The sequence below is a fragment of the Marivirga arenosa genome (assembly GCF_030503875.2).
Taxonomy (GTDB): domain Bacteria; phylum Bacteroidota; class Bacteroidia; order Cytophagales; family Cyclobacteriaceae; genus Marivirga; species Marivirga arenosa.
Window position 1 is genome coordinate 1,128,989 of sequence record NZ_CP129968.2, and the last position, 25,840, is coordinate 1,154,828.

Annotated in this window: 20 protein-coding genes; 13 read left to right on the forward strand and 7 right to left on the reverse strand. The window is 33.4% G+C overall.

The annotated features are described in order from the left end of the window. Positions 1-125: 125 nt before the first annotated feature. The 3 genes from QYS47_RS04885 to QYS47_RS04895 are packed head-to-tail and all read left to right on the forward strand — an operon-like array spanning position 126 to position 1,629. The gene (locus tag QYS47_RS04885; protein WP_322347917.1) at positions 126-329 is read left to right on the forward strand and encodes a helix-turn-helix transcriptional regulator; all 204 of its coding nucleotides are present in this window, start codon (positions 126-128) and stop codon (positions 327-329) included. Continuing rightward, complete coding sequence (locus tag QYS47_RS04890) at positions 326-649, forward strand: HipA N-terminal domain-containing protein (protein ID WP_302127552.1); 324 nt, start codon at positions 326-328, stop codon at positions 647-649. The genes QYS47_RS04885 and QYS47_RS04890 overlap by 4 nt, the downstream gene beginning before the upstream one ends. Further along, positions 646-1,629 carry a HipA domain-containing protein gene (locus QYS47_RS04895; protein WP_322347918.1) on the forward strand — a complete coding sequence of 328 codons (984 nt, stop codon included), beginning with the start codon at positions 646-648 and terminating at the stop codon, positions 1,627-1,629. Before QYS47_RS04890 ends, QYS47_RS04895 begins: the two co-directional genes overlap by 4 nt. Positions 1,630-1,766: 137 nt before the next feature. Here QYS47_RS04895 and QYS47_RS04900 read toward each other — a convergent pair whose 3' ends face one another. Genes QYS47_RS04900 through QYS47_RS04910 form a run of 3 tightly spaced genes read right to left on the reverse strand, consistent with a single transcriptional unit; the run spans position 1,767 to position 5,364 of the window. Beyond that, the gene (locus QYS47_RS04900) at positions 1,767-2,621 is read right to left on the reverse strand and encodes an MORN repeat-containing protein (RefSeq protein ID WP_322347919.1); all 855 of its coding nucleotides are present in this window, start codon (positions 2,619-2,621) and stop codon (positions 1,767-1,769) included. A 20-nt stretch (positions 2,622-2,641) separates the two neighbouring features. Continuing rightward, a complete protein-coding gene (locus QYS47_RS04905) occupies positions 2,642-3,472 on the reverse strand; it encodes a DUF2490 domain-containing protein (RefSeq protein WP_322347920.1) in 831 nt (276 codons plus the stop codon). Beyond that, the gene (locus QYS47_RS04910; RefSeq protein ID WP_322347921.1) at positions 3,469-5,364 is read right to left on the reverse strand and encodes a hypothetical protein; all 1,896 of its coding nucleotides are present in this window, start codon (positions 5,362-5,364) and stop codon (positions 3,469-3,471) included. Before QYS47_RS04910 ends, QYS47_RS04905 begins: the two co-directional genes overlap by 4 nt. Positions 5,365-5,715: 351 nt before the next feature. On the opposite strand from QYS47_RS04910, the gene QYS47_RS04915 reads away from it, so the two are divergent. Beyond that, a complete protein-coding gene (locus QYS47_RS04915; RefSeq protein WP_302127543.1) occupies positions 5,716-6,150 on the forward strand; it encodes a hypothetical protein in 435 nt (144 codons plus the stop codon). A 3-nt stretch (positions 6,151-6,153) separates the two neighbouring features. Here the strand turns inward: QYS47_RS04915 and QYS47_RS04920 are convergent, their stop codons facing one another. Together QYS47_RS04920 and QYS47_RS04925 are read right to left on the reverse strand one after the other, a co-directional pair. Then, the gene (locus QYS47_RS04920) at positions 6,154-6,999 is read right to left on the reverse strand and encodes an agmatine deiminase family protein (protein WP_322347922.1); all 846 of its coding nucleotides are present in this window, start codon (positions 6,997-6,999) and stop codon (positions 6,154-6,156) included. Positions 7,000-7,015: 16 nt separating this feature from the next. Further along, positions 7,016-8,713 carry an acyl-CoA dehydrogenase family protein gene (locus tag QYS47_RS04925; protein ID WP_322347923.1) on the reverse strand — a complete coding sequence of 566 codons (1,698 nt, stop codon included), beginning with the start codon at positions 8,711-8,713 and terminating at the stop codon, positions 7,016-7,018. Positions 8,714-8,848: 135 nt separating this feature from the next. On the opposite strand from QYS47_RS04925, the gene QYS47_RS04930 reads away from it, so the two are divergent. The 3 genes from QYS47_RS04930 (at position 8,849) to QYS47_RS04940 (ending at position 14,290) form a co-directional block, all read left to right on the forward strand. Next, positions 8,849-10,219, forward strand: a complete 1,371-nt coding sequence (locus QYS47_RS04930; RefSeq protein ID WP_322347924.1) for an MATE family efflux transporter — start codon at positions 8,849-8,851, stop codon at positions 10,217-10,219. A 91-nt stretch (positions 10,220-10,310) separates the two neighbouring features. Continuing rightward, positions 10,311-12,527, forward strand: a complete 2,217-nt coding sequence (locus tag QYS47_RS04935; RefSeq protein ID WP_322347925.1) for a S9 family peptidase — start codon at positions 10,311-10,313, stop codon at positions 12,525-12,527. A 230-nt stretch (positions 12,528-12,757) separates the two neighbouring features. Beyond that, entirely contained in the window at positions 12,758-14,290 is a 1,533-nt protein-coding gene (locus QYS47_RS04940) for a fasciclin domain-containing protein (protein WP_322347926.1), read from the forward strand. A 387-nt stretch (positions 14,291-14,677) separates the two neighbouring features. Here the strand turns inward: QYS47_RS04940 and QYS47_RS04945 are convergent, their stop codons facing one another. Next, positions 14,678-17,644: a TonB-dependent receptor gene (locus QYS47_RS04945; protein WP_322347927.1), complete on the reverse strand. Its 2,967-nt coding sequence runs from the start codon at positions 17,642-17,644 to the stop codon at positions 14,678-14,680. A gap of 204 nt (positions 17,645-17,848) precedes the next feature. Between QYS47_RS04945 and QYS47_RS04950 the strand changes: the two genes are divergently transcribed. The 5 genes from QYS47_RS04950 to QYS47_RS04970 are packed head-to-tail and all read left to right on the forward strand — an operon-like array spanning position 17,849 to position 23,553. Then, positions 17,849-19,798 carry a BatA domain-containing protein gene (locus QYS47_RS04950; protein WP_322347928.1) on the forward strand — a complete coding sequence of 650 codons (1,950 nt, stop codon included), beginning with the start codon at positions 17,849-17,851 and terminating at the stop codon, positions 19,796-19,798. 2 nt (positions 19,799-19,800) lie between these two features. After that, positions 19,801-21,084, forward strand: a complete 1,284-nt coding sequence (locus QYS47_RS04955) for a dihydroorotase (protein WP_322347929.1) — start codon at positions 19,801-19,803, stop codon at positions 21,082-21,084. A gap of 2 nt (positions 21,085-21,086) precedes the next feature. Continuing rightward, complete coding sequence (locus tag QYS47_RS04960; RefSeq protein ID WP_322347930.1) at positions 21,087-21,611, forward strand: DUF4199 domain-containing protein; 525 nt, start codon at positions 21,087-21,089, stop codon at positions 21,609-21,611. Next, entirely contained in the window at positions 21,608-22,573 is a 966-nt protein-coding gene (locus QYS47_RS04965) for a glycosyltransferase family 2 protein (RefSeq protein ID WP_302127525.1), read from the forward strand. The genes QYS47_RS04960 and QYS47_RS04965 overlap by 4 nt, the downstream gene beginning before the upstream one ends. Further along, a complete protein-coding gene (locus tag QYS47_RS04970; protein WP_322347931.1) occupies positions 22,570-23,553 on the forward strand; it encodes a glycosyltransferase in 984 nt (327 codons plus the stop codon). The genes QYS47_RS04965 and QYS47_RS04970 overlap by 4 nt, the downstream gene beginning before the upstream one ends. A gap of 3 nt (positions 23,554-23,556) precedes the next feature. Here the strand turns inward: QYS47_RS04970 and QYS47_RS04975 are convergent, their stop codons facing one another. Beyond that, the gene (locus QYS47_RS04975; RefSeq protein WP_302103706.1) at positions 23,557-24,324 is read right to left on the reverse strand and encodes a class I SAM-dependent methyltransferase; all 768 of its coding nucleotides are present in this window, start codon (positions 24,322-24,324) and stop codon (positions 23,557-23,559) included. Positions 24,325-24,610: 286 nt separating this feature from the next. Between QYS47_RS04975 and QYS47_RS04980 the strand changes: the two genes are divergently transcribed. Beyond that, positions 24,611-25,810 carry an efflux RND transporter periplasmic adaptor subunit gene (locus QYS47_RS04980; RefSeq protein ID WP_322347932.1) on the forward strand — a complete coding sequence of 400 codons (1,200 nt, stop codon included), beginning with the start codon at positions 24,611-24,613 and terminating at the stop codon, positions 25,808-25,810. Positions 25,811-25,840 lie beyond the last annotated feature (30 nt).

Consider the following 25,840-nt stretch of genomic DNA (forward strand, 5'->3'; position numbering starts at 1 on the left):
CCGCTTTCTGATACAACTTTCTTCAAAATTCAATTATGAGATAGAATCGGCAAGATATTGCTGTTTACTATGATTCTATTTCTTTTTTATTGATATTTACTCATAATCGGCAAAGTACTACCGAAATGGATAAAAAAGCATTAGGAAATAGCATAAGAGAGCGAAGGAAATTCCTTAAAATTACACAAGAAGATCTGGCAGATATTGCTGAGGTGTCAGAACGTACTTTGCGCTCTATTGAAAAAGGAGAAGCTAATCCAGAATTGGATAGTTTACTGAAAATCTGTGAAGTATTGGGTATGTCAATTGATATTAATGTAATCAAATGAAGGCGGCCGTATATAACAATAAAGTTTTAGCAGCTTACCTAGAAAAGACTCAAGAGGGAGAATACTTATTTGAATATGATCAAGCATACCTTAAAGATCCGGAAAGCACTGCTATTAGTTTAACACTTCCCAAGTCAGCAAAACCATATCAGTCGAAAGTCTTATTTCCCTTCTTTTTTGGTCTATTGTCAGAAGGTGTTAATAAGTTAACCCAGTGTAAGCTATTAAAAATTGATGAGGAAGATCATTTTAGTTTGTTATTGAAAACGGCTGCAAGAGATACCATTGGAGCTATTACTGTAAAAGAAATATCAGAATGAATTGTCCGGGCTGTTTGAAAGAAAAGGAAAGTGGATTTTGTAAAAAGTGTTTGAAGTCGCTTTTTGACGGTCAAAAAGTAGAACAGGTATTGCCATTTAATTCTCCCTATGAAGGAAACTCAGATTTCTATTTAGAGCATACAAAGAAGATTTCTATTTCGGGTGTTCAAGTCAAATATTCATTACGATTAAAAAATAATGAATTACAATTGACCCATATTGGAGGGCAGTATATTCTCAAACCTATTCCTGCAGGCACCTTTAAATTTTTAGATCAAGCTCCTGCTAATGAACATCTAACTATGCAAATAGCTAAGCAGTTTAAACTGGAGGTTCCTGCTAATGCATTAATGGACTTTAAAGATGGCAGTACAGCTTATATAGTTCGGAGATTTGACCAAATAGACAGCAAGAAAATTCTACAAGAGGACTTTGCGCAAATTGCACAAATGACTTCTGAAACACATGGCAAGAATTATAAGTATGACTTATCCTATGAAGAAATCGCAAACCTCATTAAAAAATATATTCCTACTTATAAAATTGAATTAGAGAAATTTTTTAGGATGATTTTATTTAACTATATATTCTCTAATGGTGATGCACATTTAAAAAACTTTTCAGCCATGCAAACAGCGCAGGGTGATTATGTATTAACACCTGTATATGATTTGCTTTGTACACGCATTCATTCTCCCACTGAATCGGATATGGCGTTAGACTTATTGACTGAGGGGTATTCACAAGCATACGAGGCTTGCGGCTTCTATACCTACCAAGATTTTTTTGAATTTGGACAGAGAATTGGAATTAAGAACTCTAGAGTAAAAAAAATATTAGCGGAATTTAATACCTCAAATAAATCCGTTTACCAACTTATTGAGCGTTCTTATTTAAATGAAGAATGTAAAAAGCTTTATGCTGAATACTATGAGGATCGGTTGAAAAGAATGAATATGAATGTTGTATCTAGCAATTAGTAATTTAATATGATGTTCACCTTTGTTATCTTGAATAACTTAGATAGAAAACTGTCAATATCCTGCCTCTTTTAAATTATAAGTAATTGATAAATAGGCAATTAAAATTCTCTAATCTTTTGTAAGGGATAAGAGATTTACTTCTTCTGAACGTCTATTAAATCATCATCTTTCCAAATGCCTTGGGCTACAATTTCACCTTCTTTGCTATAAAAAATTCCTTTACCATTTCGCTTATTTTCTGCCCATTCGCCCGTGAATTTTTCACCATTTGGCCAATAATAAGTTCCTTTGCCTGACCTCTTATCATTTTTAAATTCACCTATATAATATTCCCCATCGGGCCAATAGAACGAACCTTCACCATGTCGTTGATTATTTTCCCATTCGCCTTCATATCGACTTCCGGAATCAAAAATAGCAACTCCCTTGCCGTTTGCTTGATCATTCTTCACGGCTCCTACATAATAAACTTTATTTCCTTTATTTAATTCAAATACTAAGTACTCTCCACTTTCTTTTTGCTTCAATTGTTTTTTCAGGTTTTCATTTTGAAGCTTAATTTTTGTGAGTGCAAATTGCAAAGAATCATACTGTCTTATTTCTTCAGGGTCAGCAAGTCTTTCAGTTATGATGGTATCATTATTTCCTATATTGAATGAATCTTTTGCTTTCAACTCTTTTCTCCAGCTTAAGATGTGTTTCGCTAATTTTATTCTTGCGCTGATAAATGGGCTTAAATCTTGCTTGTCGGGAGTCAATGTAAAAGCCTTATAGGCCTGCAAAGCTTCCTCATATCTCTCATTAAAAAGCAATGAATCAATTTCACCAATGGTAAAATAAATAGAAAGTGAATCAGTCTTATTAATTCTTTCATTACTTTCTGCCAATTTCATCTCAAGACTTATATTATTCATATAAAAGAATACCGCAATACCAGCAGCTATAATAGCGGCAAGTGTTAAAGAGATATTTACTTTTTTGTATTGCATATATAATTGCTCTTTGTGAATTAATCGGTGGTATGGATTTCAGGAATTTTATTTTTCACCCTTCTAATGTCAGGCGAGAAATAGATATGAAAACGACTAGTCCATTTTTGACCATAAATGGAACCATCATTTAAATCTTGGCCTTGAGAATACATTAAGCCAGCTGCAACGGTTACTCTGGAATTTATGATATAGCCTACAGATGAGTGAAGCCTTAAATCTTCCATAGGGCTATTGACCACTCTTTCACCACTTTGCATAATCAATTCAGCTTCTGGTGATACATAAAAAGTTCTTGGCCCTAATTTGGGTTTATTTAGTGGAATTTTAAATTTAAGCATATATCTGTACCTATTTCTAAAAAAGTAATCACTGTTATTTTCATAAGTCCGAGTCCACCTATGCTCTAACCTTAAACGGTGATATACCATAAAGCGATCAAAAGGCATGGCAAACTGATATTGATGCCAGATTCGCCATTCAGCCACAGATCTTTTTTCATTTAAATCATCAAGATTATCATTAGGATTAAAATTAATTCGCAATACGCCTCCTAAACTAACATTTAATTGTTTTGAAAATAAGTAACTGATAGCATGTCGGTTATAAACTTGAGCAATTTGTCCGGCAAAAGGGATGTTTTCACTTTCTTGAAACCGTAAATGTGTTTGGGCTATCCAGAATAGACGGTTTGAAATCCTAACATTGCCATAAGTATTTAACCATAATAAGGTTGTGGGATCTTTATAGCTCGCCTTAGTAGGTTTTTCTTCATCCTGTGAAAAACTTTTTTCTATATGGCAGAGGAGAAAGAAAAGGCTTAAAATCGCTATTTGAAAATTTCTGCTCATTCTAATTCGGATTTATAATTTGCATCAATTTCAAACAGTGTGAGGATACTCTTTGGATCTTTTTCTTTTCGAAGTTTCCGTTCTAATTTTTCTGTATCTTCTTCTCTCAACTCCAGCATTCGGTCGTAAATTTTTTGCTCTAACCTATATAAGCTGACTACATTATCGCATGCTAGATGATTTTTAATTTCATCTTTAATAAATGGGATAAGGATTTTAGTGTAAGACTCAACAATTCGACTTTTAACTTCTTCACTCATGACAGTTGAAGTGAATGGATTCCAAATTTCATCTATGTATAAGTTTTCAATTTCTTTTTGTTGACTTTTCAGACTACTAAAGCGATTAGCTAGCATTTTCAAATTAATCATGCACTCTGTCAGGTTTTTGGCTTCTTCTTGCTTTACCACTATATCTGAAATAGAGGAGTAATTTTTCAAGGCTTCGTTAGAGAAAGATTTTATTGCTGTTAATAGCTTACTGTCATTTCCAGAGGTTTTCTCTTGAAGAGAATCTATCACCTTGTTTAAAGAGTTGGATTCGTTAATTAATCCTGATTCTAAATCCTGTAATTCGTTTTGAAGCTCTTTGGTTTTTAATTTTTGCTCTAGTTTTTCTTTTAAAGATAGGGTGTATAAATAAGTGTATTCGCACAAAGAGTAAATAGCTTCAAGTCCTATTTCATCTTTATAAAATGTAAAATTTTCGACAGAAAAAATGCTAGATTTTAGGCTATCCCCCTCTTCATATTTCACTTCAATAGGAAAGATCTGAGACTCGTAAGTCCATAGCTTGCTAAGCAAACTGTCTCTTTTGATATGTTCAAGTAATCCTTTTTCATAGTACTGCATGAAATCACCAATGAATTTCAAATGATTAGATTTAATGGCTTGTACTGCTTTTAATTGAAAAAATACTTCAGGATCAGTGAATTTTAATAAGTTGAGCTGAGTGCTTTTAAGTAATTGATCAGAAATACTCTGTACTTTTTGAAAATATATCGCAGCTGAGTCAAGCAAAGCTAATTCATTTTCAAGCAAAGGATAAGATGCCACTTTCACCTTGAATTTTGGCATAAAATCTATTTCTCCCAGCTGTTGCAATAGCTTCTCTATCTTTTGATAATGCCCTGTATTTTTTTTAAGCATAGATAACATTCCGGATGGAAGTGTATCTCTAGAAGTAGAGGACAAGCGTTGTTGAATCTGGATTATAGATAAGTATTTCTCATCGAGATTCATTATTTCACTATTTTCTATTGGGTCATTGTAGATTGGAAAAGATTGAATGCTATCATATTGATTGATTGAAATGCTTTTTAATAAGCCTTCTGAAAATTCCCATGCCTCAGTAGTTTCAATACTTTCAGTGGAATATAATTCCCATCTATCGTGTGCTAATCCTTTTCTCAAAAACCGTCCCGCCAGAAATTCATTTTCGTTTTGAATTCTAAAACTTTGCTGCGGTACACCTTCTTTAAATGACAGGCTACTTCTAAAAACGGTGTCTTTAACGATTGAATTTTCAATTTTATAGGTGACATGAGTCCAAATCCCATCAGCTTTACCGTTTTTCAGACGCCCGTTAGCATGAGTTTGCTTTCCGCTAATATTCACCCTATACTGATAATCTGCTAAATAGCTACTGTCTGTCGCCTCAAACTCTCCAAATTTAAATTCCCAATTATTACTTGGCTGGTTATTTACGAAGTCACCTTTAATGGAAAGATAGCTATCGTTTTTATGAAATAAATTTTCAGGATTAGATTTAATAAATTCGAAAGCTCCATTTTTAATGGTATCCTGATCGCTCATTTTAAAGGTATAAGATGCCATCCCCGAGTTTGAACCTAGTGAAAAGGACCCATTGTATCGAAAATTATATTGACTCATGACCCTATTTGAACTCAAAAAAGAGCTCAGAATGATTATGAAAAAGAAAACATTTGTTTTAATTCTGATCATTAGCATTTTTGAAAGCGAACTTAATGATGTCGTTTTAACTAACTATTTAGATGGTTAGTCTAATAATTAAATGGACTCCGCAAAAGTACAAACTTTAGTATATTTTAGTTTCTTCTTTAATTGAATCAATTAAACTTAAAGCTGAAAATATGAAGGCAGCTTGAATATAAGAAAGAAAGATTCAGCGACTTTATTCTAATATTTAAATATTGAAATTAAATATTGGTTAATGAATAATAAATACTATTTTTATATGATAATTCAATAAAAATAGGGGATATGGAAAAATCAAAAATCTTTTTCGAGAATGATTCAGCTTGCGTTTATTACGATGAAAATTTAGACGCACTTTTCTTACAATATAAAAGTAAAGTGAAAACAATGGATGAATTTATATTGATTAATGGAAGTGTAGTTCAAGCATTTAAACAACTAAATACTACTAATTTAATTGCAGACATAAGAAAAATGGGTATAATTTCATTAGATGCTCAGGACTGGGTGCTCAATAATCTTTTTCCTCCAGTTCTTGAACACTTAAATGGTAAAAAGCTTTTTCATGCACAGCTTCTAGATCCTTCAGAGATCATGTCAAAAGTGGCAGCATCAAATCTTAGAAAAAAGACTAGTGCGATTGGCTTTACAATAGAACAGTTTGGTGATGAGCAAAGTCTTATTGAAAAGCTTCAAAGTTTAAAAAAGCCTATGGTTTAAAACTTACTCCTTTAAGCACCAGCTAATGCAATTCATCAATCCTCCATGTTTCCCTATTGCATCTATGTTAATAGAGATTATGTTTCTCTTTGGAAAAGCATCATGGATGGTTTGAAGTGCTTGTTCATTTTTCTGCTTTGGGTGATTAAAGATTGGGAAAAGAATAACATCTGCTATTTCAAGGAAATTCACATAAACTCCTATGGCGGAATAGTGATTTTCATGATCTGTGAAGAAAGGCATGTTGATGTATTTGAAATTATTCTTTTCACATAAGTTCTCAATTGAATTTTTGATTGCTTTATATTCTTGATTTAGGTCGTTCCCAATTAGAGTATTGCCATCTACAAAACGCATCATGCCGTCAATATGTCCTGTCATATCATCTTTTTCTTCATGGGCTTTTATTTTCAGTACTTCTGTTTGTAGGTCATCAGCTATTCTTTGGTAGAGTAAATCAGGATCATCTTTGTAGATATGATTTTCTGTTTCAACTCTGTCTGAAATAATAACCTTATCTTTCCATTTTATGATGTTGCCTCCATCTAGATTGATGTTATGTTTTGAAAAACGGCATTTTAGATTGTTTTCTTTAATGACAGTTGTTGGGTCTGTCCAGTTTGATCTGGGCTCATAGCTAGGCTGATAGCGGAATTTCAATAAACGTTTCGCATGTGTTTGAATGGGCATGTAGTCTCGCGCCCATTCATCTTTTGTCCCTTTTAATAATTTGATGTTGATATATTCAAATGGAGCTAATTTTTCACAAATCAAGGCAAATTCATCCGGGAAATTCTCTTTTAATTTTTCTGAAAAGTAAACTGTATTGCATTCCGTATCTAAAACCATAAATAATTAAAGATTATTAAATTGACCATGCTATTAAGCCTTTGATTTCATCAACATCTCTGACCGCTATATTTTCCTCATTATTTAATTCTGATTTTAAATATTGTGCCGTAGGTTTCATCCAAGCTTCGTTATCATTATTCCAATTCTTTAAAATAATGCATAGTTGAAAAACCCTTGTAAGCTTGTTGAAGAAATACTTAGCATGAAGCTCTAATTCTTCTTGTTTCATTTCAAAAAGAGCGTTCATTTTATTTTCTAGTATTTTTAATTGCTCCAAGATAACATTATCAAATTCTTGATTTATACCTAAAGCTGATTTTATTTCTTCCATCATTACTTTGAGGCCATCAGATTTAAAACTTGCTCTGAGCATATCTAAAATCATAATATTACCTGCACCTTCCCATATAGGAAGTACCATTACATCTCGCATAATTTTAGGCAAAACTCCATCTTCAATATAGCCTATTCCTCCCATTAGTTCCATACTTTCTCGGGTGATATATACTGCTTTTTCAGCAGACCATTTTTTGATCATAGGGGTTATCAACCGACCTAAATGCTTTTCTTTCTCATCTCCATTATCAGCTTTATCGAGCGCTTCAATTGCTCGCCACGTTAAATAGAAATTCGCAACATTAAGGCTGCCTAATTCGAAAAGTTTCTCTTTTATCAACGTATGCTCAATGGCTGTTTTTCCAAAGCTATTTCTGAATAGATTGAAGTTGTAAGCTTCTATTAGTGCTCTTCTGGCTCCAGACAATGCGGCTACTGAATTATAAAGTCTTGAAAGATTGATCATATCGGTCATGATCTTAAAGCCATTGAATTCATCTCCAATCAACTTTGCTTTAGTCCCTTCCAATATGCATTCAGCACTTGCCATAGATCTTACTCCCAATTTATCTTTCAATCTAACAATTGGTAATTTATTCAAACTTCCATCTGCTAAATGTTTTTCTATAAGAAAAATAGACAAGCCTCTCGTCCCTTCTATATTTTCGTCAGTTCTAGCTAAAGCAAAAATCAATTCTGCATTAACATTGCTGCAAAACCATTTTTCACCAGATAATAAATAACTTCCATCAGGCTGTTTTTCGGCTTTCACTAGATTTCTACCTACATCAGAACCGCCTGATTTTTCAGTAAGAAACATCGCACCTGTAAAGAATTCTTCTAGTTCAGTAGTATGAATATGAGGTAGTAATCTTTCCTTATCCTCTTCCGAACAATGTAAATCAATTAATCTTGCTACACCATCCGTCATGCAAAGAGGGCAATACTGACCAATTTCGCTCATGGCGTATAAGTAGCCTGAAGAAAATCCCAGGCTATGCAGTTCTTTAGAGAATTGTTGTTTTAATTGAGGTTCCCATTTTACTTTAAACATCTCAGAGTCAACAGCAATTTGCATTAAGCGATCATAGGCAGGATGAAATTTTACTTGATCAATCGTATCGCCAAAGAAATTTCTTTTTATTAACTCAGGGCCATTTTTGTCAGCATCTAAGGACAGTTCATCCATTTTTTGAGCAGCTGAGCGCCCAGTTTTAGTTAAAATAGGCTTTATGTAGTTAAGTCCTTCAGAACTTAATTTTCTATTTAAATACTCTTTCAAAATCAGGTCGCTTTCAAAAAAATTCTGACTTGATTGGAAAGTATTTTCAACAACTTGGTTTTTTATAGCTTGTTTTTGCTTAGTGTCTTCCACGGTTTATTCAATTTAGATTTAAAAGTTAAATCAAATTGACGAGAAAAAATAGGCTTTTTTGCCTAATTTATTTTTAATAGGATTTAGTATTGTTTTTTAACTCAACGCTTAAGGTAAAAAGCCGTATCTTTCCTAATGGCAAAATCCAAAAAGTACACAGAAGGAAAGATTTTAAATTCATTGGTAAGCCTTGCATTTCCCATCATCATGGCTAATGTTTTACAAACTGCCTATCAACTAATCGATACTTTTTGGTTAGGTAGGCTAGGAGCCAATGCGGTAGCAGCTGTAAGTTTAAGCTTTCCGATTTTGTTTCTAATTCTAGCGCTAGGGGGTGGTTTAACGTTAGCAGGTACCGTTATCGTTTCTCAACATAAAGGAGCAGATAATCAGATTAAAATCAATTATGCATCTTCTCAAACGGTTGTAGTCATATTCATCATCTCAATACTACTAGCAATAGTCGGCTTTTTTTCTGCTGAACCCCTAATGAAAATTGTAGGGGCTGGTCCGGAGATCTTAAATGACTCTATTAGCTATTTTCAAGTCTCCTCTTTTGGCTTCGTCTTTCTTTTTATGTTTTTTGTTTTTCAGTCCTTAATGAGGGGAATCGGGAATGTGTACTTGCCTATGTTTATTGTTCTTGGTACAGTATTTTTAAATCTGATCCTTGATCCTTTGTTTATTTTCGGTTGGGGACAAATAGAAGGAAATGGAGTTGCCGGGGCAGCTATGGCTAGTGTTTTTACGCAAGGAATTTCTGCTTTTGTTGGATTATTGATCCTATTTAGAGGTAAAATGGGGATTCAAATTAAATTCAAACATATGAAATGGGATTTTCTATGGGTGAAAAAATTATTTGAGTTAGGAATTCCTTCAAGCTTAGATCAATCAAGCCGTGCAGCAGGTATGACTTTTATGATCATGCTCGTAACGAGCTTTGGAAGTGAAGTAGTTGCTGCCTATGGAGTAGGAGCTAGGATTTTAAGTCTGGTAGTGGTCCCCGCTTTAGGTTTTGCTATTGCCACTACGAGTTTAGTAGGGCAAAATATTGGGGCGAATAAAATTAAGAGAGCAGAAAAAATTGGCGATTTAAGTAATAAGATTGGCTTCTTCGGACTTACTGCTATTGGTATTTTACTATTTCTTTTTGCTGAACCTATTACAGCTTTTTTCATACCCAATGATCCAAAAGTGATTAAAAACGGAGCATTATTTATTAAAATCATGGCGCCTAGTTTTGGTTTGCTAGGGGTACAGCAAATTTTAAATGGAGTATTCAATGGCGCTGGTTTCACACAGGCATCAATGCTCATTTCTGTTTTTAGTTTGTGGATTGTTCGTTTCCCTACTGCATTTATGCTATCGAATAAAACATCTTTAGGATTCGAAGGGATTTGGTGGGCATTCCCGATTTCTAATTTCTTAGCCGCAATTCTTGCTTTTGCTTATTATAAAATGGGATATTGGAAACTTAGGGTAATCAAAAAAAGACATCAGTTTTGATTTGGTATAAATTTCCTGAGCAACATTAGTGCCTTAATTTCCCGAACATTTTTATTAAATTCAAGCCGATTTAAACGAATAATAAATTATTATGATAAGGAAACGATCAATGCAGCTTTTTGGCCTGCTTATAATGATGTGGGCTTTTACCGTTCAAGCTCAAGAAAAACAAACCTTTAGCACTTTTGAAGAGGCTATGTCAGGCACTCGTCCTTTAAACGGAAACAGCGGACCAACAAATATTAATTGGATCAACGATGGGGAAGCTTATTCTTTCACTGAAAGAGGAGAGAATGGAGCTCAAATCATAAAATCATATAATCCAGATGCAGATGAAGAAACTTTAATCTTTTCTACTGAGGGTTTGAAAGTACCAGGCTCTGAAGATCCTTTTGAATATGTATCTTTTCAATGGTCAGATGATTCAAAATACTTATTATTTCAAACTAACTTCCGTCCTGTATGGAGAAGATCAGGTGTTTCGGATTATTACTACTATTCTATCGAGGAGAAAACATTGGATTTAGTAGCTAAGGATGCTCAAACAGCTGAATTATCTCCCAATGGTAAAAAAGTAGGGTATGAAAGAGGAGGAAATTTATTTGTATTCGACCTTGCATCAAAAAAGGAAACCCAATTAACTGATGATGCAGAAGATGGTTTTTATAACGGTCGTTTTGGCTGGGCTTATGAAGAAGAATTTGGATTAGCTCAGGCATGGGAATGGTCTCATGATAGTGAGTATATTGCTTTCTGGCAGTCAGATGAAAGAGAGGTTCCTATTTTCCAAATGACAGACTACCAAGGTACTCATAAAGAATGGGTAGAATTGCCTTATCCTCAAGTGGGGGACACTAATCCTACTGTTAAGATTGGTGTGATTAATGTTGAAAAGCAATCTAAAGAGTGGATGCAAGTTCCTTTAGAGGAAGGATATATTCCTAGGATTTATTGGACAGCTGAAAAAGCAAAATTAGCGGTTATGCATTTGAATAGAGCACAAACGCATATGAAAATGTATATGGCTGATGCTGATAATGGAAAAGCTCAAATGATTTTAGAAGAAGAATCTGAAGCATGGATTGATGTTTTTGATTTCTTTGCAGGTATTATGCATTATGCATTCTTCCCTAAGGATGCTAAAGAATTTTTCTGGATTACGGATAAGGATGGTTATGCTCACCTTTACCGATATAATTATGAAGGAGAATTACAAAATCAAGTAACAAATGGGGATTGGGAAGTGGTTTTTGTTCATGCTGTTGATAGCAAGAAAAAGAAAATCTACTACAGCTCCACTGAAGATTCACCATTAGAACGCCAACTTTATGTTATTAACTTTAATGGCAAGGGTAAGAAGAAATTAACTGATATGGTAGGTCGTCATACTATAGATATGGCACCAGAAGCAACTTACTTTATCGATCGTTATTCTAATGTAAACACTCCAACAAAAGTGGCTTTGAAAAATACTTCAGGTAAAACGGTTAAAATGCTTGAAGAAAATAAACGAGTAAATGAAGCGCTAAAAAGTGTTGCCTTTATAACTCCTGAATTATCTAGTTTTACTAATTCAGAAGGCGATAAAATTGATATTGCAATTTATAAGCCTGTTGGATTTGATTCAAATAAAAAGTACCCAATGGTTCTGGATGTTTATGGTGGACCTGGAGCTCAATCTGTTTACAATGAATGGAGGGCCAGTGCTTGGCATCAGTATTTGGTTCACAATGGCTATGTTGTAATTCAAGTGAATAACAGAGGTGGAGGAGGCTATGGCCGAGAATTTGAAAAAGTGGTTTATAAAAATTTAGGTCATGCTGAGGCGCAAGACTTTGCTGAAGCAGCAAACCATATGGTAGAATTAGGTTATGTTGATGCTTCTAAAATTGGAATCAGAGGACATAGCTACGGTGGTTATATGAGTAGTTTCAGCATTCTTAATCATCCAGATGTATTCAATGTAGCATTAGTGGGTGCTCCCGTAACCGATTGGAGACTATATGATAGTATTTATGCGGAAAGATATATGGGCTTAGAAGAAGATAATGAAGAAGGATATATTAATTCGTCTTCTACTACTTATGCACCAAACTTAAAAGGCCATATGTATATTGCACATAGTACAATGGATGAAAATGTTCACGTTCAAAATACCTTTCAATTAGTAAAAGGACTTATTGATAATGGAAAAGATCATGATTTAAAGATTTTTCCTCCAGGTGCTCACGGTGTAGCTTATAATTATCCAAGCTATATACTGCTGATGAATAATTACATTAATTATTTAGACCAACATTTGAAGTAATAAATTATATGTGATTAGAGAAAGACCAATTGAATCCTTTTCAATTGGTTTTTCTTTTGAAAATTATTTATTGTCAATTCACAACTATTTTCAATAAAAAAGTGTCAATCAATTAGTTGCGGAATATTATTCAAGTAAATTAGTCGTTATGCATAATAATTTTTTGCAACAATATTTTAAGAATGTGGTTTAAATACCTATTTTCACAACAATTAACAAACAAAACTACTATGAAGAAGAAAAATTTATTTTTAAAACCAACAAGTGGCTTGCTAGCCTTATTAATGTTAGCGATGTCATCTTTCATGTTCACAGCATGTAATGACGATCCGGAGCCAGAGCCAGAACCAGAAAATTCAATATTGGAGATAGTTTCTGCTAGTCCAGATCATACACAATTAGCAGCTTATGTAAGTGCCGATGCTGATTTAGCTGCTGCTTTAGGAGGAAATGATCTTACTTTATTTGCACCAGATGATGCAGCTTTTGAGAAATTAAGAGTAACATTAGGAGTGGATGACCTAAATCAAGTTAATCCTGGAGTTATCGCAACAGTTTTAAGATTTCACGCAGTTGCTTCTGTAGAGAGAAGAGAGTCATTTACGGAATCTACTTCTTTACCTACACTACAAGGAGAGAATATAACTTTTAATGCAAATGGTAATATTGCGACTGGTGGATCGGATACAGACGTTGAATTTGTTGGAGATGAGATTTTAGCTACCAATGGTGTAGTGCATGTTGTTGAAACTATTTTAATTCCACCAACTGTTTTTGCTACGATTGGTGCAAACTTAGGTAAAGTATCACAAACAGTTTTATTAGGTGCTGACTTCAGTACATTAGCAGCAGCTATTGCGAAAGCAGATGCGTATGCAGCTGGAGAGGGCTTAACGTTATTATCATCTGTTTTAGCTGGCGATGATCCAATTACGGTTTTTGCACCAGTAAATGCTGTATTCGAAGGTGCGGGTATCACTTTGGATACTTTCACTGGAGCTGAATGGTATGGAATTATTGCAACTCACGTAGTTTTAGGTGATTTTTCTGCACAGGCATTAGGAGCTGGTTTACAGCAAGGTACTAATACTTATGCTACGGCAGCAGGATCTAATATTCAAATAGCACCTACTGTTTTTCAGGAAACTGAAACTTTAGCTGCGGGCGGAGCACCAGTTGTATCTGCTGATATTGAATCAGATAACGGTAGAGTACATGCTGTTGCTGGTGTAGTTTCAAGTGTTAATACTTATACTACTGTTTTATTAGGTGCTCAAGGAAACTCTAATGAGGGTTTTTATAATGCATTCAGTAATGTTAGGTATACTTACGCAGAAGCAAGAGACGCTTCAGGAACTAGTGGTTCTCCTGTTGATTTCGCTCATTATGTTGGTTCTAATGATGGAGTAACTTTAGCTTCTATTGATGATGGAGGACTTAATACAGTTTATACAGCTGTTGGTTTACCAATTTCAAGCATTTTTGGAACAAGAAACTCTACTAAATTCAGAGTTACTGATTTATCTCCTGCGCAATTTGGCGGTATTTTATTAAATAGTCAATTAGAGGCTGCAGCTAGTTCTGAGAATAATACTAACTCTTCTGCAACTAACTTATCTGAAGGGAGTGTAGTTGCATTCACTTTAGATGCAGACAGAGGTGGATACTCAGGTTTAGTTAGAGTAGTTGAAATTGATGAGGGAGATGGACTTGGTAACGGAACAATTACTATTGAGGTAAAAGTTCAAGTTGAAGGAAATTAATAAATAGAGGTTAATTATTTTAAAAGGTCACCATTTGGTGGCCTTTTTTTATGTTCAACATTTTAGGATTCCAAGTTTTTAGATTCAAATATATACTGATTTAAAAAGCTTGATTGAAATGAATTAGAGCACTAAGTCTGATAAGCCTATTACATTAATAATTATTCTTTATTTATCTCTAATTAGAAAATTAACCGTAGTGGAGTGATATTTCATATTGAAGAGGGGCAATTTATTGGAATATTTAAATCCCTAAAGGGTAAGCCTTTTTATAGAATATATTGTATTTATAAGTACTATGGTATGGTGTTAATAGATTAGAAATATTAGCAATAAAAAAGGGTGACTGTGTTAGCAGTCACCCTTACTCTATTAAGATTACTAATATTAATTCATCAACTGATCGAATGTAATGGATACATAATAAATCCCACCAATACTTGGAGCTCCAAAGCTTTGTTGGTAATACTGATTTAATAAGTTAGAGCCACCCACTTTTAACATCATCTTAGATGGTAATTTAAATGATACTTGTGCATCAGCTGTACCAAAAGCTGGGATTATACCATCTCCAAATGATGACTCCCAGAAGAATTCTGATTGCCATCTGTACACCACATTAAAACCAATTTTATCAGTCAGCTTTCTGTTACCGAATTTAATGTTGAATTTGTGTTCTGGGGTATTGAATCCAAAAACAAAGTCATCACTAGCGTTCTGTGTGTTTAACTTATTATAGTTATAGTTAAAACCAATACTATATTTTTTTGGTAAGCTATAATTAACTTCACCAGCAAAGCCATAAGCACTTATTTGCTCATCAGCATTCGTATATACCTGGAAAGTGTTATCTGCAGTACCGTTTAATAAAGTTAATGGATTTACACTACCATCAGGATTTAAACCCGCTCTTCTCATTCTTTGTTGAACAATAAAGTTGTTATAGTTATTATAATATCCTACAAAATCTAACATCAATTTATTGTCTACAACACTTTTATAGCCTACTTCAAATGATTGTACTTGTTCAGGAGCAACAGGATCAAAATCTTCGATCGCTACCAATTGTTGTGCTGCATTAGGAATAAAATTAGCATCTGCCCTTTGTTCAGGAGTAGCAGCAAAAACATCAGCTGCAAATCCGTTTACAGATTCAATTGTGTAAATATTAGGATTGGTGCCAATTCCATACTCTTCTAAGTTTCCTGGTAAGCCTCCCAAAAGTCTACTTGATATAATATCTAAGTTAATAAATTGTCCTTGAGTGGTAGGGTTTCTAAATCCCGTCTGGAAAGATGCTCTAAGGTTGTGAGTCTTGCTGAAAGTTAAAACACTGGATAATCTAGGGCTGAATACTGCATTAAAGTTTTCATTTTTATCACCACGAATGGATCCGATAAGCTTTAATTTATCATCTAACAACCTTTTTGATGCTTGAACAAATCCCCCAAATTCGTTTATGGTTATCGGATTTTCAGGGCTATCTGGGAATATGGTTCCATTTGATCTTAAATCAAACTGTCTGAAGCTACCGCCAACCAAAATATCTACAAATTCAATTTGATCACTAAAGTCATATTGCGCTTCAGCATGATACATACGTGACTGGTCATTGAATTTCGGTCCATTTGGCACCGTCCCATCTGCTGCCTCTTCTAATATGTTTTGCCCCTCTTCAGAATCAAAATCTACATCAAAAAACGCTTCAGTAGTAGTTCTTGCATAACTAAACGCATCTTGTTGCATTTGTGTACTGACATCTGACACTGAATTAACATTAGGGTCAATTCCTTGAGCATCTAAATAGGCTAAATAATTGTATGCGTATGTACCAAGCCATCCTGATACATCTTGAGTAAATACACCTACAGGACTATTGCCAACACTTAAATCTAAAACCCTTTTGGCGTAAAATTCAGTAATATAGGAATCTCCTGAATTTTCTAAAGTAGCGTAACCTCTAACAAACCAATTTGTCCCTTCAAACTGTAATCTATGTTGTTGAATACCGAAATTTTTCAAACTGTATCTTTGTGCCCCAGTATAAATACTTGTACCAAAGCCTGCATTCCACAAATAACTTGCTTCAATATTATCAGTAAGTCTATAATACAATCCTACATTACCTTTAATATTTTCTGCACCATAATCAATTAATTGATGCTCTTGGAAAGGTGATGCAGATACTAATTGATTAGGTAAAAATCCATTTTGTACAAATTGATTGGTGGGTACTCCTTTTCTGATAAGATTATCTCTTTGAATTTGAGAGTTATTACTTAATTGTCCTGCTAAAGTAGCCCAGTCGCTTGATAAAGATAAAATGGCTAAGTTCACTGCGGCTTCATCTCCCATCAAATTAGGAGCATCTTTTCCTGGATTGAATGAAATGCCATCTGGTTGCAGTGCGCTATTTCTGTCTGAATTGTAATCAGTTGCATACCAGTCTTCAGCGCGCATGTAGCTTCCGTTAACCTTAAAAGCGAAACGATCATTGAATAATGATTTTGCATATCGAAATGATGCTTCATACATGGGTTGAGGCGAGCCTGGTGCTCCTGCCTCAGTATCAGCTCCTACATGATTTACTCCTGATTTAGCAAAAAAGCTAAATCCTTGGTATTCGAAAGCAGATTTACTAGTTACTCTCATAATACCATTAAAAGCATTTGGTCCATATAAAGCTGATTGTGCACCAGGTATGAATTCTACACTTTCAACATCCAATTCTGATGGCCCATTTAAGTTACCAATTGGAAAGTTTAAGGCGGGAGCTTGTGTATCCATTCCATCAGTTAACTGTACAAAACGAGTATTACCGGTAGAGTTAAAACCTCTGGCATTTACAATTTGAAAGTTGATACTACTTTGAGTTACATCAACACCTTTTAAGTATCCTATTGATTTATAATAATTGTCTGCGGGGGTTTGTTGAATTGCTAAAACATCCATTTTCTCTATGGAAACGGGTGATTGCAATATGCTTTCTTCTACTCTGGATGCTGAAACTACTACTTCCTGCCCCATCAGAAGTTCTTCCTTTAAACTTATTTTTATATCTGTACTGCTATTGTTTTCATCAATCGTATATTCTTGGGTTTGGTAACCAACCATACTAAATTGAAGTGTAATAGGAGTGGCTAGGCTAACAGAGAAATCAAAATTTCCATCGAAATCTGTTGTAGTACCTAAAACCTTACCTTTAATTACCACATTAACTCCAATAAGTGGAACCTTGGTTTCATCGTCAATAATTTTCCCTGTAATTCGTGTGTTTTGTGCATTACTTTGCCATATAATCCCTATTGATAGGCAAAATAATAGAGTGATTTTTTTCAGTAAATTCATTTCCATAGTAAAATATTTAAAATCATGTATCAAATTAATCAAAAATAATGGTTGATTAAGCTGTACAACCGACAATTTTAAGTAAATTAATACAATTTATCCTTATAATTTAGAATAATCTTTTGGAATATCTTTTTTTAGAGATTGAGACCTTAATTATTACATTAAAGTATTGGTTCATTTCATCTATTACACTAATTTGGCTGTTCTATGAGTTTTACAAATCCCAATGCTTTTTGGCTGTTTTTTTTGGTTTTAATACCTGTTCTGATTCATTTATTTCAATTCAGAAGATATAAAACTTTAAAATTCAGTAATCTATATTTTCTTAATGCAGTTCATGAAGAGGAGAAGAAAAGTAGAAAGCTCAAACATATTCTTATTTTAATTTCCAGAATACTGTTGATTATTTTTCTTACTTTCAGTCTCGCTAAACCTTTTTGGAAAAATGAAGCTACTAATTCTGAGTTAAATCTGATTTTAGTGGATGATACACCATCAAATTTAAGTTTTACTGAAGGTAAATCGAATTCAATTTTTGATGAAAATATAGGCTATGTTAATAGATTATATGAGCGATATCCACAAAGTTTAAAAGCGATTAACATAAATGGTGAGTTAATTTCTGCCTATTCAAATTCAAATATTTTAAATTCAAAAAGCTCTATTGATATAAAATCTGCCTTAAGTGAATATAAGGATGCTAAAAAGCTATTAATTCTCAGTGATTATCAAGAGAATCTTATTTCGGAAAATATTAACTATTTTAAGGATACTACTAAGGCTTTTATTTTCATGCCACCCTACCTTGAAAAGCCAACCAATGCATTTATTGATTCAGTTTGGATTGATCAAAATGCTGAAGAAACGGCAAGCCTAAATATTAGGATTTCATTATTTGGGAATGGACTAGATGTGAATTTATCGCTTTTGAATAATGATCAATTAGAAGGTACTCAACAAATCAGCTTGGAAGATAATGCTTCTTCAGTAATAAATTTTCCTTTGAAGCGATTTGCGGAAACAAAGGTTAGAGAATATGAAATTAAGCTAGAAGGTGATGAAATTGAATTTGATAATCAATTTTATTTTTCTGTTATAAATCAAGAGAAATTAAACGTTTTGTCATTAAGCGCTACTGAGCCTAATACATTAATCACTACTCTCTTTGAGAATGAAGATCTTTTTAATCTAGAAAAGGAATCATTAATTAATTTCTCTTATCAAAATTTAGAAAATTATGATTTGGTATTACTTGAAGTTGGAAATCAACTCAGCAGTTTTGCTTCTTCAGCCTTAAAAAGCTATGCTGCAGAAGGAAAAAACTTGGTAATAATACCTAATTCAAATTTTGATCAATTTAATTTTTTGGAAGAGTTAGGCTTTTCCAATATCAGCCTTATTAAGGATAGTAATGAAAATTCAATTCGACTTTCTGTTCCTGATATACAAAATCCATTTTATACAAATATATTCAGTTCATTGGATGGCAATATTAGTATGCCTGAATCAAGACTATTTATGAGATGGACATCAGGAAGAAATCTACTCTCATTTGTTAATACTTATCCTTTTTTATCCGTAGTAGGGATTCAAGATAATATTTATGCTTTTTCTAGTCCACTGAAAGAGGATTTTACGAATTTCACCAGACATGGCATCTTTTTACCTGTCTTTTATAAGATTGCTTTTTCGGGAAATAATGAAAATCAAGTGCAGTACAGTTATTTAAATGATGATTTGATCCAGCTAAATACTTCTAATTTGTCATCATCTGATATTTTTAAATTGAAGCAGCTGAACCAAGAGTTAGTTCCAGATCAGCGAGTGAGTACCAATCAATTGCAATTGATTTTACCTACTGATGATATTAACAATGGTTTTTATGAAATCATCAATACTAAAACTGAGGAAGTATTAGGACCTTTAGCATTAAATTACCCGAAAGCAGAAAGTGAAAATAGTTATTATACCACTTCTAAATTAAAGGAGTTATTTCAAGGTCAAAGTAATGTTGAAATCATAGAAAGTTATGATTTTTCTTCAATTGATGAATATATTGCTGAAACCAAGGAAGGATTTCCTTTGTGGAAATACTTCTTAGTATTAGCTTTGCTAAGTTTATTAGCTGAAGTTTTAATCATACGCTTTCTAAAATAGATATGAGTACCTGCATCAAGTCTGTAAAAATTGTAAATCCAAGCTCTGAATGGCATAATCAGACTGTTGATTTACTCATTGAAAATGGTAAGATTCAAGACATTAAACCTTCCTCTAATTTCAATGCTGAGAAAATTATTGAAGCTAATGAACTAATCGCTTCGCCTTCTTGGGTTGATATGAGAGTTTTTTCTGGTGAACCAGGAGAAGAATATCGAGAAGATTTTGATAGCTTAACTCATGTGATTCAATCAGGAGGGTTTGGAGCAGCATTATTAATGCCTAATACCAAACCTGTGATTCAAAATAAGGCAGATATCAAAACCGTTTTATCTCATAATATAAATCAAACCAGTCAAATTTTACCAACAGCTTCTGTTACGGTTGATTGTAATGGAGAAGATTTGAATGAAATGTTAGATGCACATCATGCAGGTGCTCTTGCTTTTACAGATGGTTCTGTACCACTATGGAATAGTGATATACTGGTTAAATCTTTACAGTATTTACAAAAGTTTGATGGATTGCTAATTACTTTTCCTCAAGATCATAAGCTTTCATTATTCGGGCAGATGAATGAGGGTAAAGTGAGCACTGGATTAGGGTTAAAAGGTATTCCGCATTTAGCAGAAGAGATAGTAGTAAAAAGAGATTTGGATCTCTTAGAATATGCAGGTGGTAGACTTCATTTTAGTTGTATAAGTAGTACCAAAAGTGTTGACTTAATAAGGAAAGCAAAAGAAAAAGGACTGAAAGTAAGTTGTGATGTAAATATTCACCATTTGATATTGGATGATGAAAACCTTGAAGATTTTGATACTAATTATAAAGTATTACCGCCTTTAAGAACTCAAAAAGATATCGATGCTTTAATTAAAGGAGTAAATGATGGTACTATAGACGTGATTGCTTCTTCTCATCAGCCATTTGATCAAGACCATAAGAAAATGGAATTTGATTTGGCAGAATTCGGAATTATGGGTTCTCAACTTTTATATCCATTATATCATCACTATTTAGCAGACAAAATTACACTTTCTACATTCTTGGACTGTATTGAAAGAAATCCGAAGAAACTTCTAAAATTACCAGAGAATAAAATCGAAATAGGAGCAATAGCGGATTTAACTATTTTCTCAACAGATGAAAAATGGACATTTGATTCTAAAAGCAATCAATCTAAAAGTGATAATTCTCCTTTTATGAATACTGAATTTACTGCAAAAGTTATTGCACTGTTCAATAACAATAATCAATATATTGATTCAAATTATATCAATTCCTAAACATGAATTTATTAATTAAAAGCCCCTTAAGATTTAGCTTAATAGCAATAGTTTTTGTGGTGCTAATGTTCGTTATTCTAATATTTTTAGATAAAAATCCTGTTGTATACAGCAGTAACATTATATTTATTGGACCTCTTTTGGCTATTTTTTTATTTTTTAGCGTAAAGATTTTTAGAGATGCTAATCCAGATGGTTTAAGGTTTTGGCAGGGATTTTCTATTGGTATTTTGTATACTTTATTTTTCGCACTCTTCTATTCAATAGTTCTTTGGGCAGATGGTAGTTTGTTTGAGAATAATCATTTTGATGAATATCGTGAAATGATATTGGAGAAGATCATTGCGGGTAAGGATATGTTAGTGGAACAAATGGGAGAAGAGGGATATCAAGAATATTTAAAATCAGCTGAATCATCAAATGCACGAATTATTGGCAGCTTAGCTTTCAATAATATTTTAATAGGAGTTTTAGTCACTCCATTAGTGTCATTATTTATGCGAACCTCAGAACCGAAACGATTATGAAGTATAGTTTAAGCATAGTAATTCCTGTATTTAATGAAGAAGAATCTATTCCTGAATTGGTGGAATGGATTGAAAGAGTAATGAAAGAACAGCCCTTGCTTAGCTATGAAGTAATCATGATTGATGATGGTAGCTCTGATAATTCCTGGGAGATAATTCAAGATTTAGCTAAACAAAAGCTTCAAGTAAAAGGCTTAAAATTCGCAAGAAATTACGGTAAATCTGCTGCACTTCATACCGGTTTTAAAGCTTCCGAAGGCGAAGTTGTCATTACCATGGATGCCGATATGCAGGACAGCCCTGATGAAATACCTGCACTTTATCATATCATTCAAAACGATGGTTATGATATTGTTTCAGGCTGGAAGAAGAAAAGACATGATCCTATCAGCAAAACTATCCCTTCTAAGTTTTTCAATTTTGTGACACGAAAAATATCAGGAATTAAGCTGCATGACTTTAACTGCGGTTTAAAGGCTTATAGAAGTAAGGTGGTTAAAAATATTGAAGTATACGGTGAAATGCATCGCTATATACCCGTTATAGCCAAATGGAATGGGTTTAAAAAAATCGGAGAGAAAGTGGTTCAACATCGAGCTAGAAAGTATGGTGAGACTAAATATGGACTCGAAAGGTTTCTTTACGGCTTTTTAGATTTACTATCCATCACCTTCGTTTCAAAATTTAAAAAGAGCCCAATGCATTTTTTTGGTGCTTTTGGTACACTTTCATTTATTTTCGGATTCTTTGTGACCCTTTATGTGATTGCCAGAAAGTTTTACGAAATTCATTATAATTTACCGGTAAGAGAAATAACGGATCAGCCACTATTCTTTTTATCTCTTGTTGCTTTAATTGTAGGAGTACAATTGTTTTTAGCAGGGTTTATAGGCGAAATGATTACCATGAACTCTCCTAAAAAGCTGGATTATATTGTGGATGAAGAAATTGGAATCGGATGAGATTTTATTCTGTAGTTATTCCTATTTATAATCGTCCCGATGAAATTGAAGAGTTGTTAGAAAGTTTAACCCAGCAAACTTTCAGCAATTTTGAAATAATAGTAGTGGAAGATGGATCGACTATTAAGTGTGATCATATTTGTGAAGCTTATTCATCCAAATTAAATCTGCAGTATTATTTTAAAGAAAATTCAGGACAAGGTTTTAGCCGTAATTTTGGATTTGAAAAAGCAAAAGGAGATTATTTTATTGTTTTCGATTCTGATTGTATTATTCCAAATGATTATTTTGAACAAGTAGAAGAACATCTAAATAAAGAAAAGTTAGATGCTTTTGGAGGACCCGATGCTGCATTAGATAGTTTTACTCGAATCCAAAAAGCGATTAGCTATTCCATGACTTCGTTTTTTACCACTGGGGGTATAAGAGGAGGGAATAAGCAGTTAGAAAAATTTAGGCCAAGAAGTTTTAATATGGGTATTTCTAAAGAAGTGTTCGAAAAAACTCAGGGCTACTTAATTACCAGAATGGGAGAGGATATTGAATTTAGTATTCGTATTGAAAATGCCGGATTCAAAATTGGCTTAATACCAAAGGCTAAAGTTTATCACAAAAGAAGAACCAAATTGGGGCAGTTTTATAAACAATTATTTTTCTTCGGAAGAGGAAGAATTAATATTTTCCGATTCTATAAAAATGAATTGAAGCTCGTTCATCTTTTACCCTTATTTTTCGTTTTAGGACTAGCTTTTTGGATTTCTACTTTATTTTGGAATATTAATTTGTTTGAAATTGGGGCCGCAATTATTGCTTTATACTACATCATGATTGGTATTGATGCTTTTATTAAAACTAATGATTTCTTGGTATCATCTTTAAGTTTAATTACCTCATTCATTCAGCTTTTCGCCTATGGTCTCGGTTTTATAAAAGAGAGCTTTACTTATATTAAGCAACCGAAACCTACAGGATTAAGGTAGTTATTATTTCTCCACCCTATAAATGATTTCACCCTTTGGAAGTGCGTATTTTCTTACCTCTTCTTCACTTAATTCGTTTATATAATTTTCTTCTATCACGTTAAAACCTGCTTTTCTTAACCTATCAGGATAGTCTTTCCCATAAAGACGAACGTGATCATCTTGACCAAAAATCTTTTCTCTTTCTTTAGGATCTGTGATAGAATTATCTTCAAAAGTTTTATCAGGAATGGGCTCAAAGAAAGGAATTTGTAATATTCCCCACCCACCTGGTTTTAAAACTCTATGTAATTCACTCATGGCTTTAATATCATCATCTACATGTTCCATCACATGATTGCAGAAAACTACATCAAAAGAATTTTCAGGAAATGGTATATCATGAATATCCATTTTAACTTTAGCTAATGGTGATTCTATGTCCGCAGTGATATAATCATCACCATGCAGTTTTTCAAAATGATCCATAAAACATTGTTCAGGAGCAACATGCAACACTTTTAATTTATCCTGAAAGAAATTTGTTCTATTCTTCAAATACAACCATAAAAGTCGATGCCTTTCTAAAGATAAAGTATCAGGGCACAAAGCATTTTCACGCGGATTTACTCTTCCATAGGGAAGAAATTTCCTGTATCCTTTTTCGTTAATTGGACAGTATACATTGCTTCCTCTATAAAAAAGTCCAATTATTTTCAAGCTTATACCACTTACTCTTTGTATGTATTTACGTGGGATGTTCCTTAAAACAAAACTTATTAATTTCTTCATCTTCTTTAATTAGGATTGCAAAGGTAATAAAATGGATCGTACTGTTTTGATAAAATCAAACTTGCTAAGAGTTTTGAATTAATACTAAGGTTAAATTAAATGTAGAAGATAATATAAACCTAAATGAAACTATTTCAATTCTTATATCATCCAATTTATACTATAGGCTGTAAGTGACCGTTTAACTATTTATTTAGTAGGCATTATAGATTTACGAGTGGAGAAATATTTCAAACTATTATAAGTAATTTTACATTATAAAGGGATCAGCCTTAAAATTTGTACTATGAATAAAAAATTAATAATTGGCTTATCAGCTGTAGTGATCATTGTGATAGCTCTTTTTACATTTTCTGGAAGTGGAAATAATGAATCGGTTGAAATATTGACTGAAGCACAAAAAGGAGAATTCGTTATTGCAATCACTACAACGGGAGAGCTGGAGGCAAAAAACGCCATTAAAATTACAGGTCCATCGGGATTGAGAGCGGCAAGATTATGGAATGTGAAGATCGATAAATTGGTAGACGAAGGAACAGTGGTAGAAAAAGGTGATTTTGTGGCCAGTTTGGATGCATCTGAATTATCAGATAGACTTCGAAATGTAGAAAACGAATATCAACAAAGCTTATCTCAATATACTCAAACCAAATTGGATACTGCTCTAACCTTAAGACAGTCTAGAGATGAATTAATCAATTTAGAATTTGCTGTAGAAGAAAAAAAACTAGTTTTAGAACAATCTCAATTCGAACCGCCAGCAACAATCAAGCAAGCTGAAATAGATCTAAGCAAAGCCAAACGTGCGTTTAAACAAGCCAAAGAGAATTATTTACTAAAGAAAGATAAGGCCGTAGCTCAGATGCAAGAAGCTGCTGCTGAATTATCTGAAGATAGAGATGAAAGAAACTTCTTACTGGAACTTAGAAAGAAATTTCAAATCACAGCTCCTGAAGATGGCATGGTGATTTACGTTAGAGAATATGATGGGTCTAAAAAATCTGAAGGAGCCTCTATTGGAGCATGGGACCCAACAGTAGCCACGCTTCCAGATTTATCTACTATGATTTCTACCACCTTTGTGAATGAAGTGGATATTAGAAAAATTACAAAAGGTCAGCATGTTAATATAGGTCTAGATGCATTTCCAGATAAAAAATTAACGGGTGAAGTTATTTATGTAGCAAATGTTGGGGAACAAAGACCTAATTCTGATGCTAAAGTATTTGAGGTGAAAGTAGAAATTAATGAAAGCGACACTACTTTGAGACCTGCAATGAGCACAGCAAATGAAATAATAACTGATATCGTACCGGAGGCAATTTATGTACCACTGGAATCAATATTTAATCAAGGGGATTCAATAGCATTTGTATATAAAAAATCTGGTCTGGAAACGATTAAGCAGGAAGTAACCCTAGGGAAAGCAAATGCAAATGAGGTGATAGTTCAAGAAGGTGTTGATTCAGTGAAAAAGTTTATTTAGTAGCTCCAAATGGATTGGAGGATAAAGATG

Bases quoted from the DNA above. Each gene is read 5' to 3' on its own strand.
- QYS47_RS04885 (WP_322347917.1), top strand. From the start codon at position 126: ATGGATAAAAAAGCATTAGGAAATAGCATAAGAGAGCGAAGGAAATTC.
- QYS47_RS04890 (WP_302127552.1), top strand. From the start codon at position 326: ATGAAGGCGGCCGTATATAACAATAAAGTTTTAGCAGCTTACCTAGAA.
- QYS47_RS04895 (WP_322347918.1), top strand. From the start codon at position 646: ATGAATTGTCCGGGCTGTTTGAAAGAAAAGGAAAGTGGATTTTGTAAA.
- QYS47_RS04900 (WP_322347919.1), bottom strand. From the start codon at position 2,621: ATGCAATACAAAAAAGTAAATATCTCTTTAACACTTGCCGCTATTATA.
- QYS47_RS04905 (WP_322347920.1), bottom strand. From the start codon at position 3,472: ATGAGCAGAAATTTTCAAATAGCGATTTTAAGCCTTTTCTTTCTCCTC.
- QYS47_RS04910 (WP_322347921.1), bottom strand. From the start codon at position 5,364: ATGAGTCAATATAATTTTCGATACAATGGGTCCTTTTCACTAGGTTCA.
- QYS47_RS04915 (WP_302127543.1), top strand. From the start codon at position 5,716: ATGGAAAAATCAAAAATCTTTTTCGAGAATGATTCAGCTTGCGTTTAT.
- QYS47_RS04920 (WP_322347922.1), bottom strand. From the start codon at position 6,999: ATGGTTTTAGATACGGAATGCAATACAGTTTACTTTTCAGAAAAATTA.
- QYS47_RS04930 (WP_322347924.1), top strand. From the start codon at position 8,849: ATGGCAAAATCCAAAAAGTACACAGAAGGAAAGATTTTAAATTCATTG.
- QYS47_RS04935 (WP_322347925.1), top strand. From the start codon at position 10,311: ATGATAAGGAAACGATCAATGCAGCTTTTTGGCCTGCTTATAATGATG.
- QYS47_RS04940 (WP_322347926.1), top strand. From the start codon at position 12,758: ATGAAGAAGAAAAATTTATTTTTAAAACCAACAAGTGGCTTGCTAGCC.
- QYS47_RS04945 (WP_322347927.1), bottom strand. From the start codon at position 17,644: ATGGAAATGAATTTACTGAAAAAAATCACTCTATTATTTTGCCTATCA.
- QYS47_RS04950 (WP_322347928.1), top strand. From the start codon at position 17,849: ATGAGTTTTACAAATCCCAATGCTTTTTGGCTGTTTTTTTTGGTTTTA.
- QYS47_RS04955 (WP_322347929.1), top strand. From the start codon at position 19,801: ATGAGTACCTGCATCAAGTCTGTAAAAATTGTAAATCCAAGCTCTGAA.
- QYS47_RS04960 (WP_322347930.1), top strand. From the start codon at position 21,087: ATGAATTTATTAATTAAAAGCCCCTTAAGATTTAGCTTAATAGCAATA.
- QYS47_RS04965 (WP_302127525.1), top strand. From the start codon at position 21,608: ATGAAGTATAGTTTAAGCATAGTAATTCCTGTATTTAATGAAGAAGAA.
- QYS47_RS04970 (WP_322347931.1), top strand. From the start codon at position 22,570: ATGAGATTTTATTCTGTAGTTATTCCTATTTATAATCGTCCCGATGAA.
- QYS47_RS04975 (WP_302103706.1), bottom strand. From the start codon at position 24,324: ATGAAGAAATTAATAAGTTTTGTTTTAAGGAACATCCCACGTAAATAC.
- QYS47_RS04980 (WP_322347932.1), top strand. From the start codon at position 24,611: ATGAATAAAAAATTAATAATTGGCTTATCAGCTGTAGTGATCATTGTG.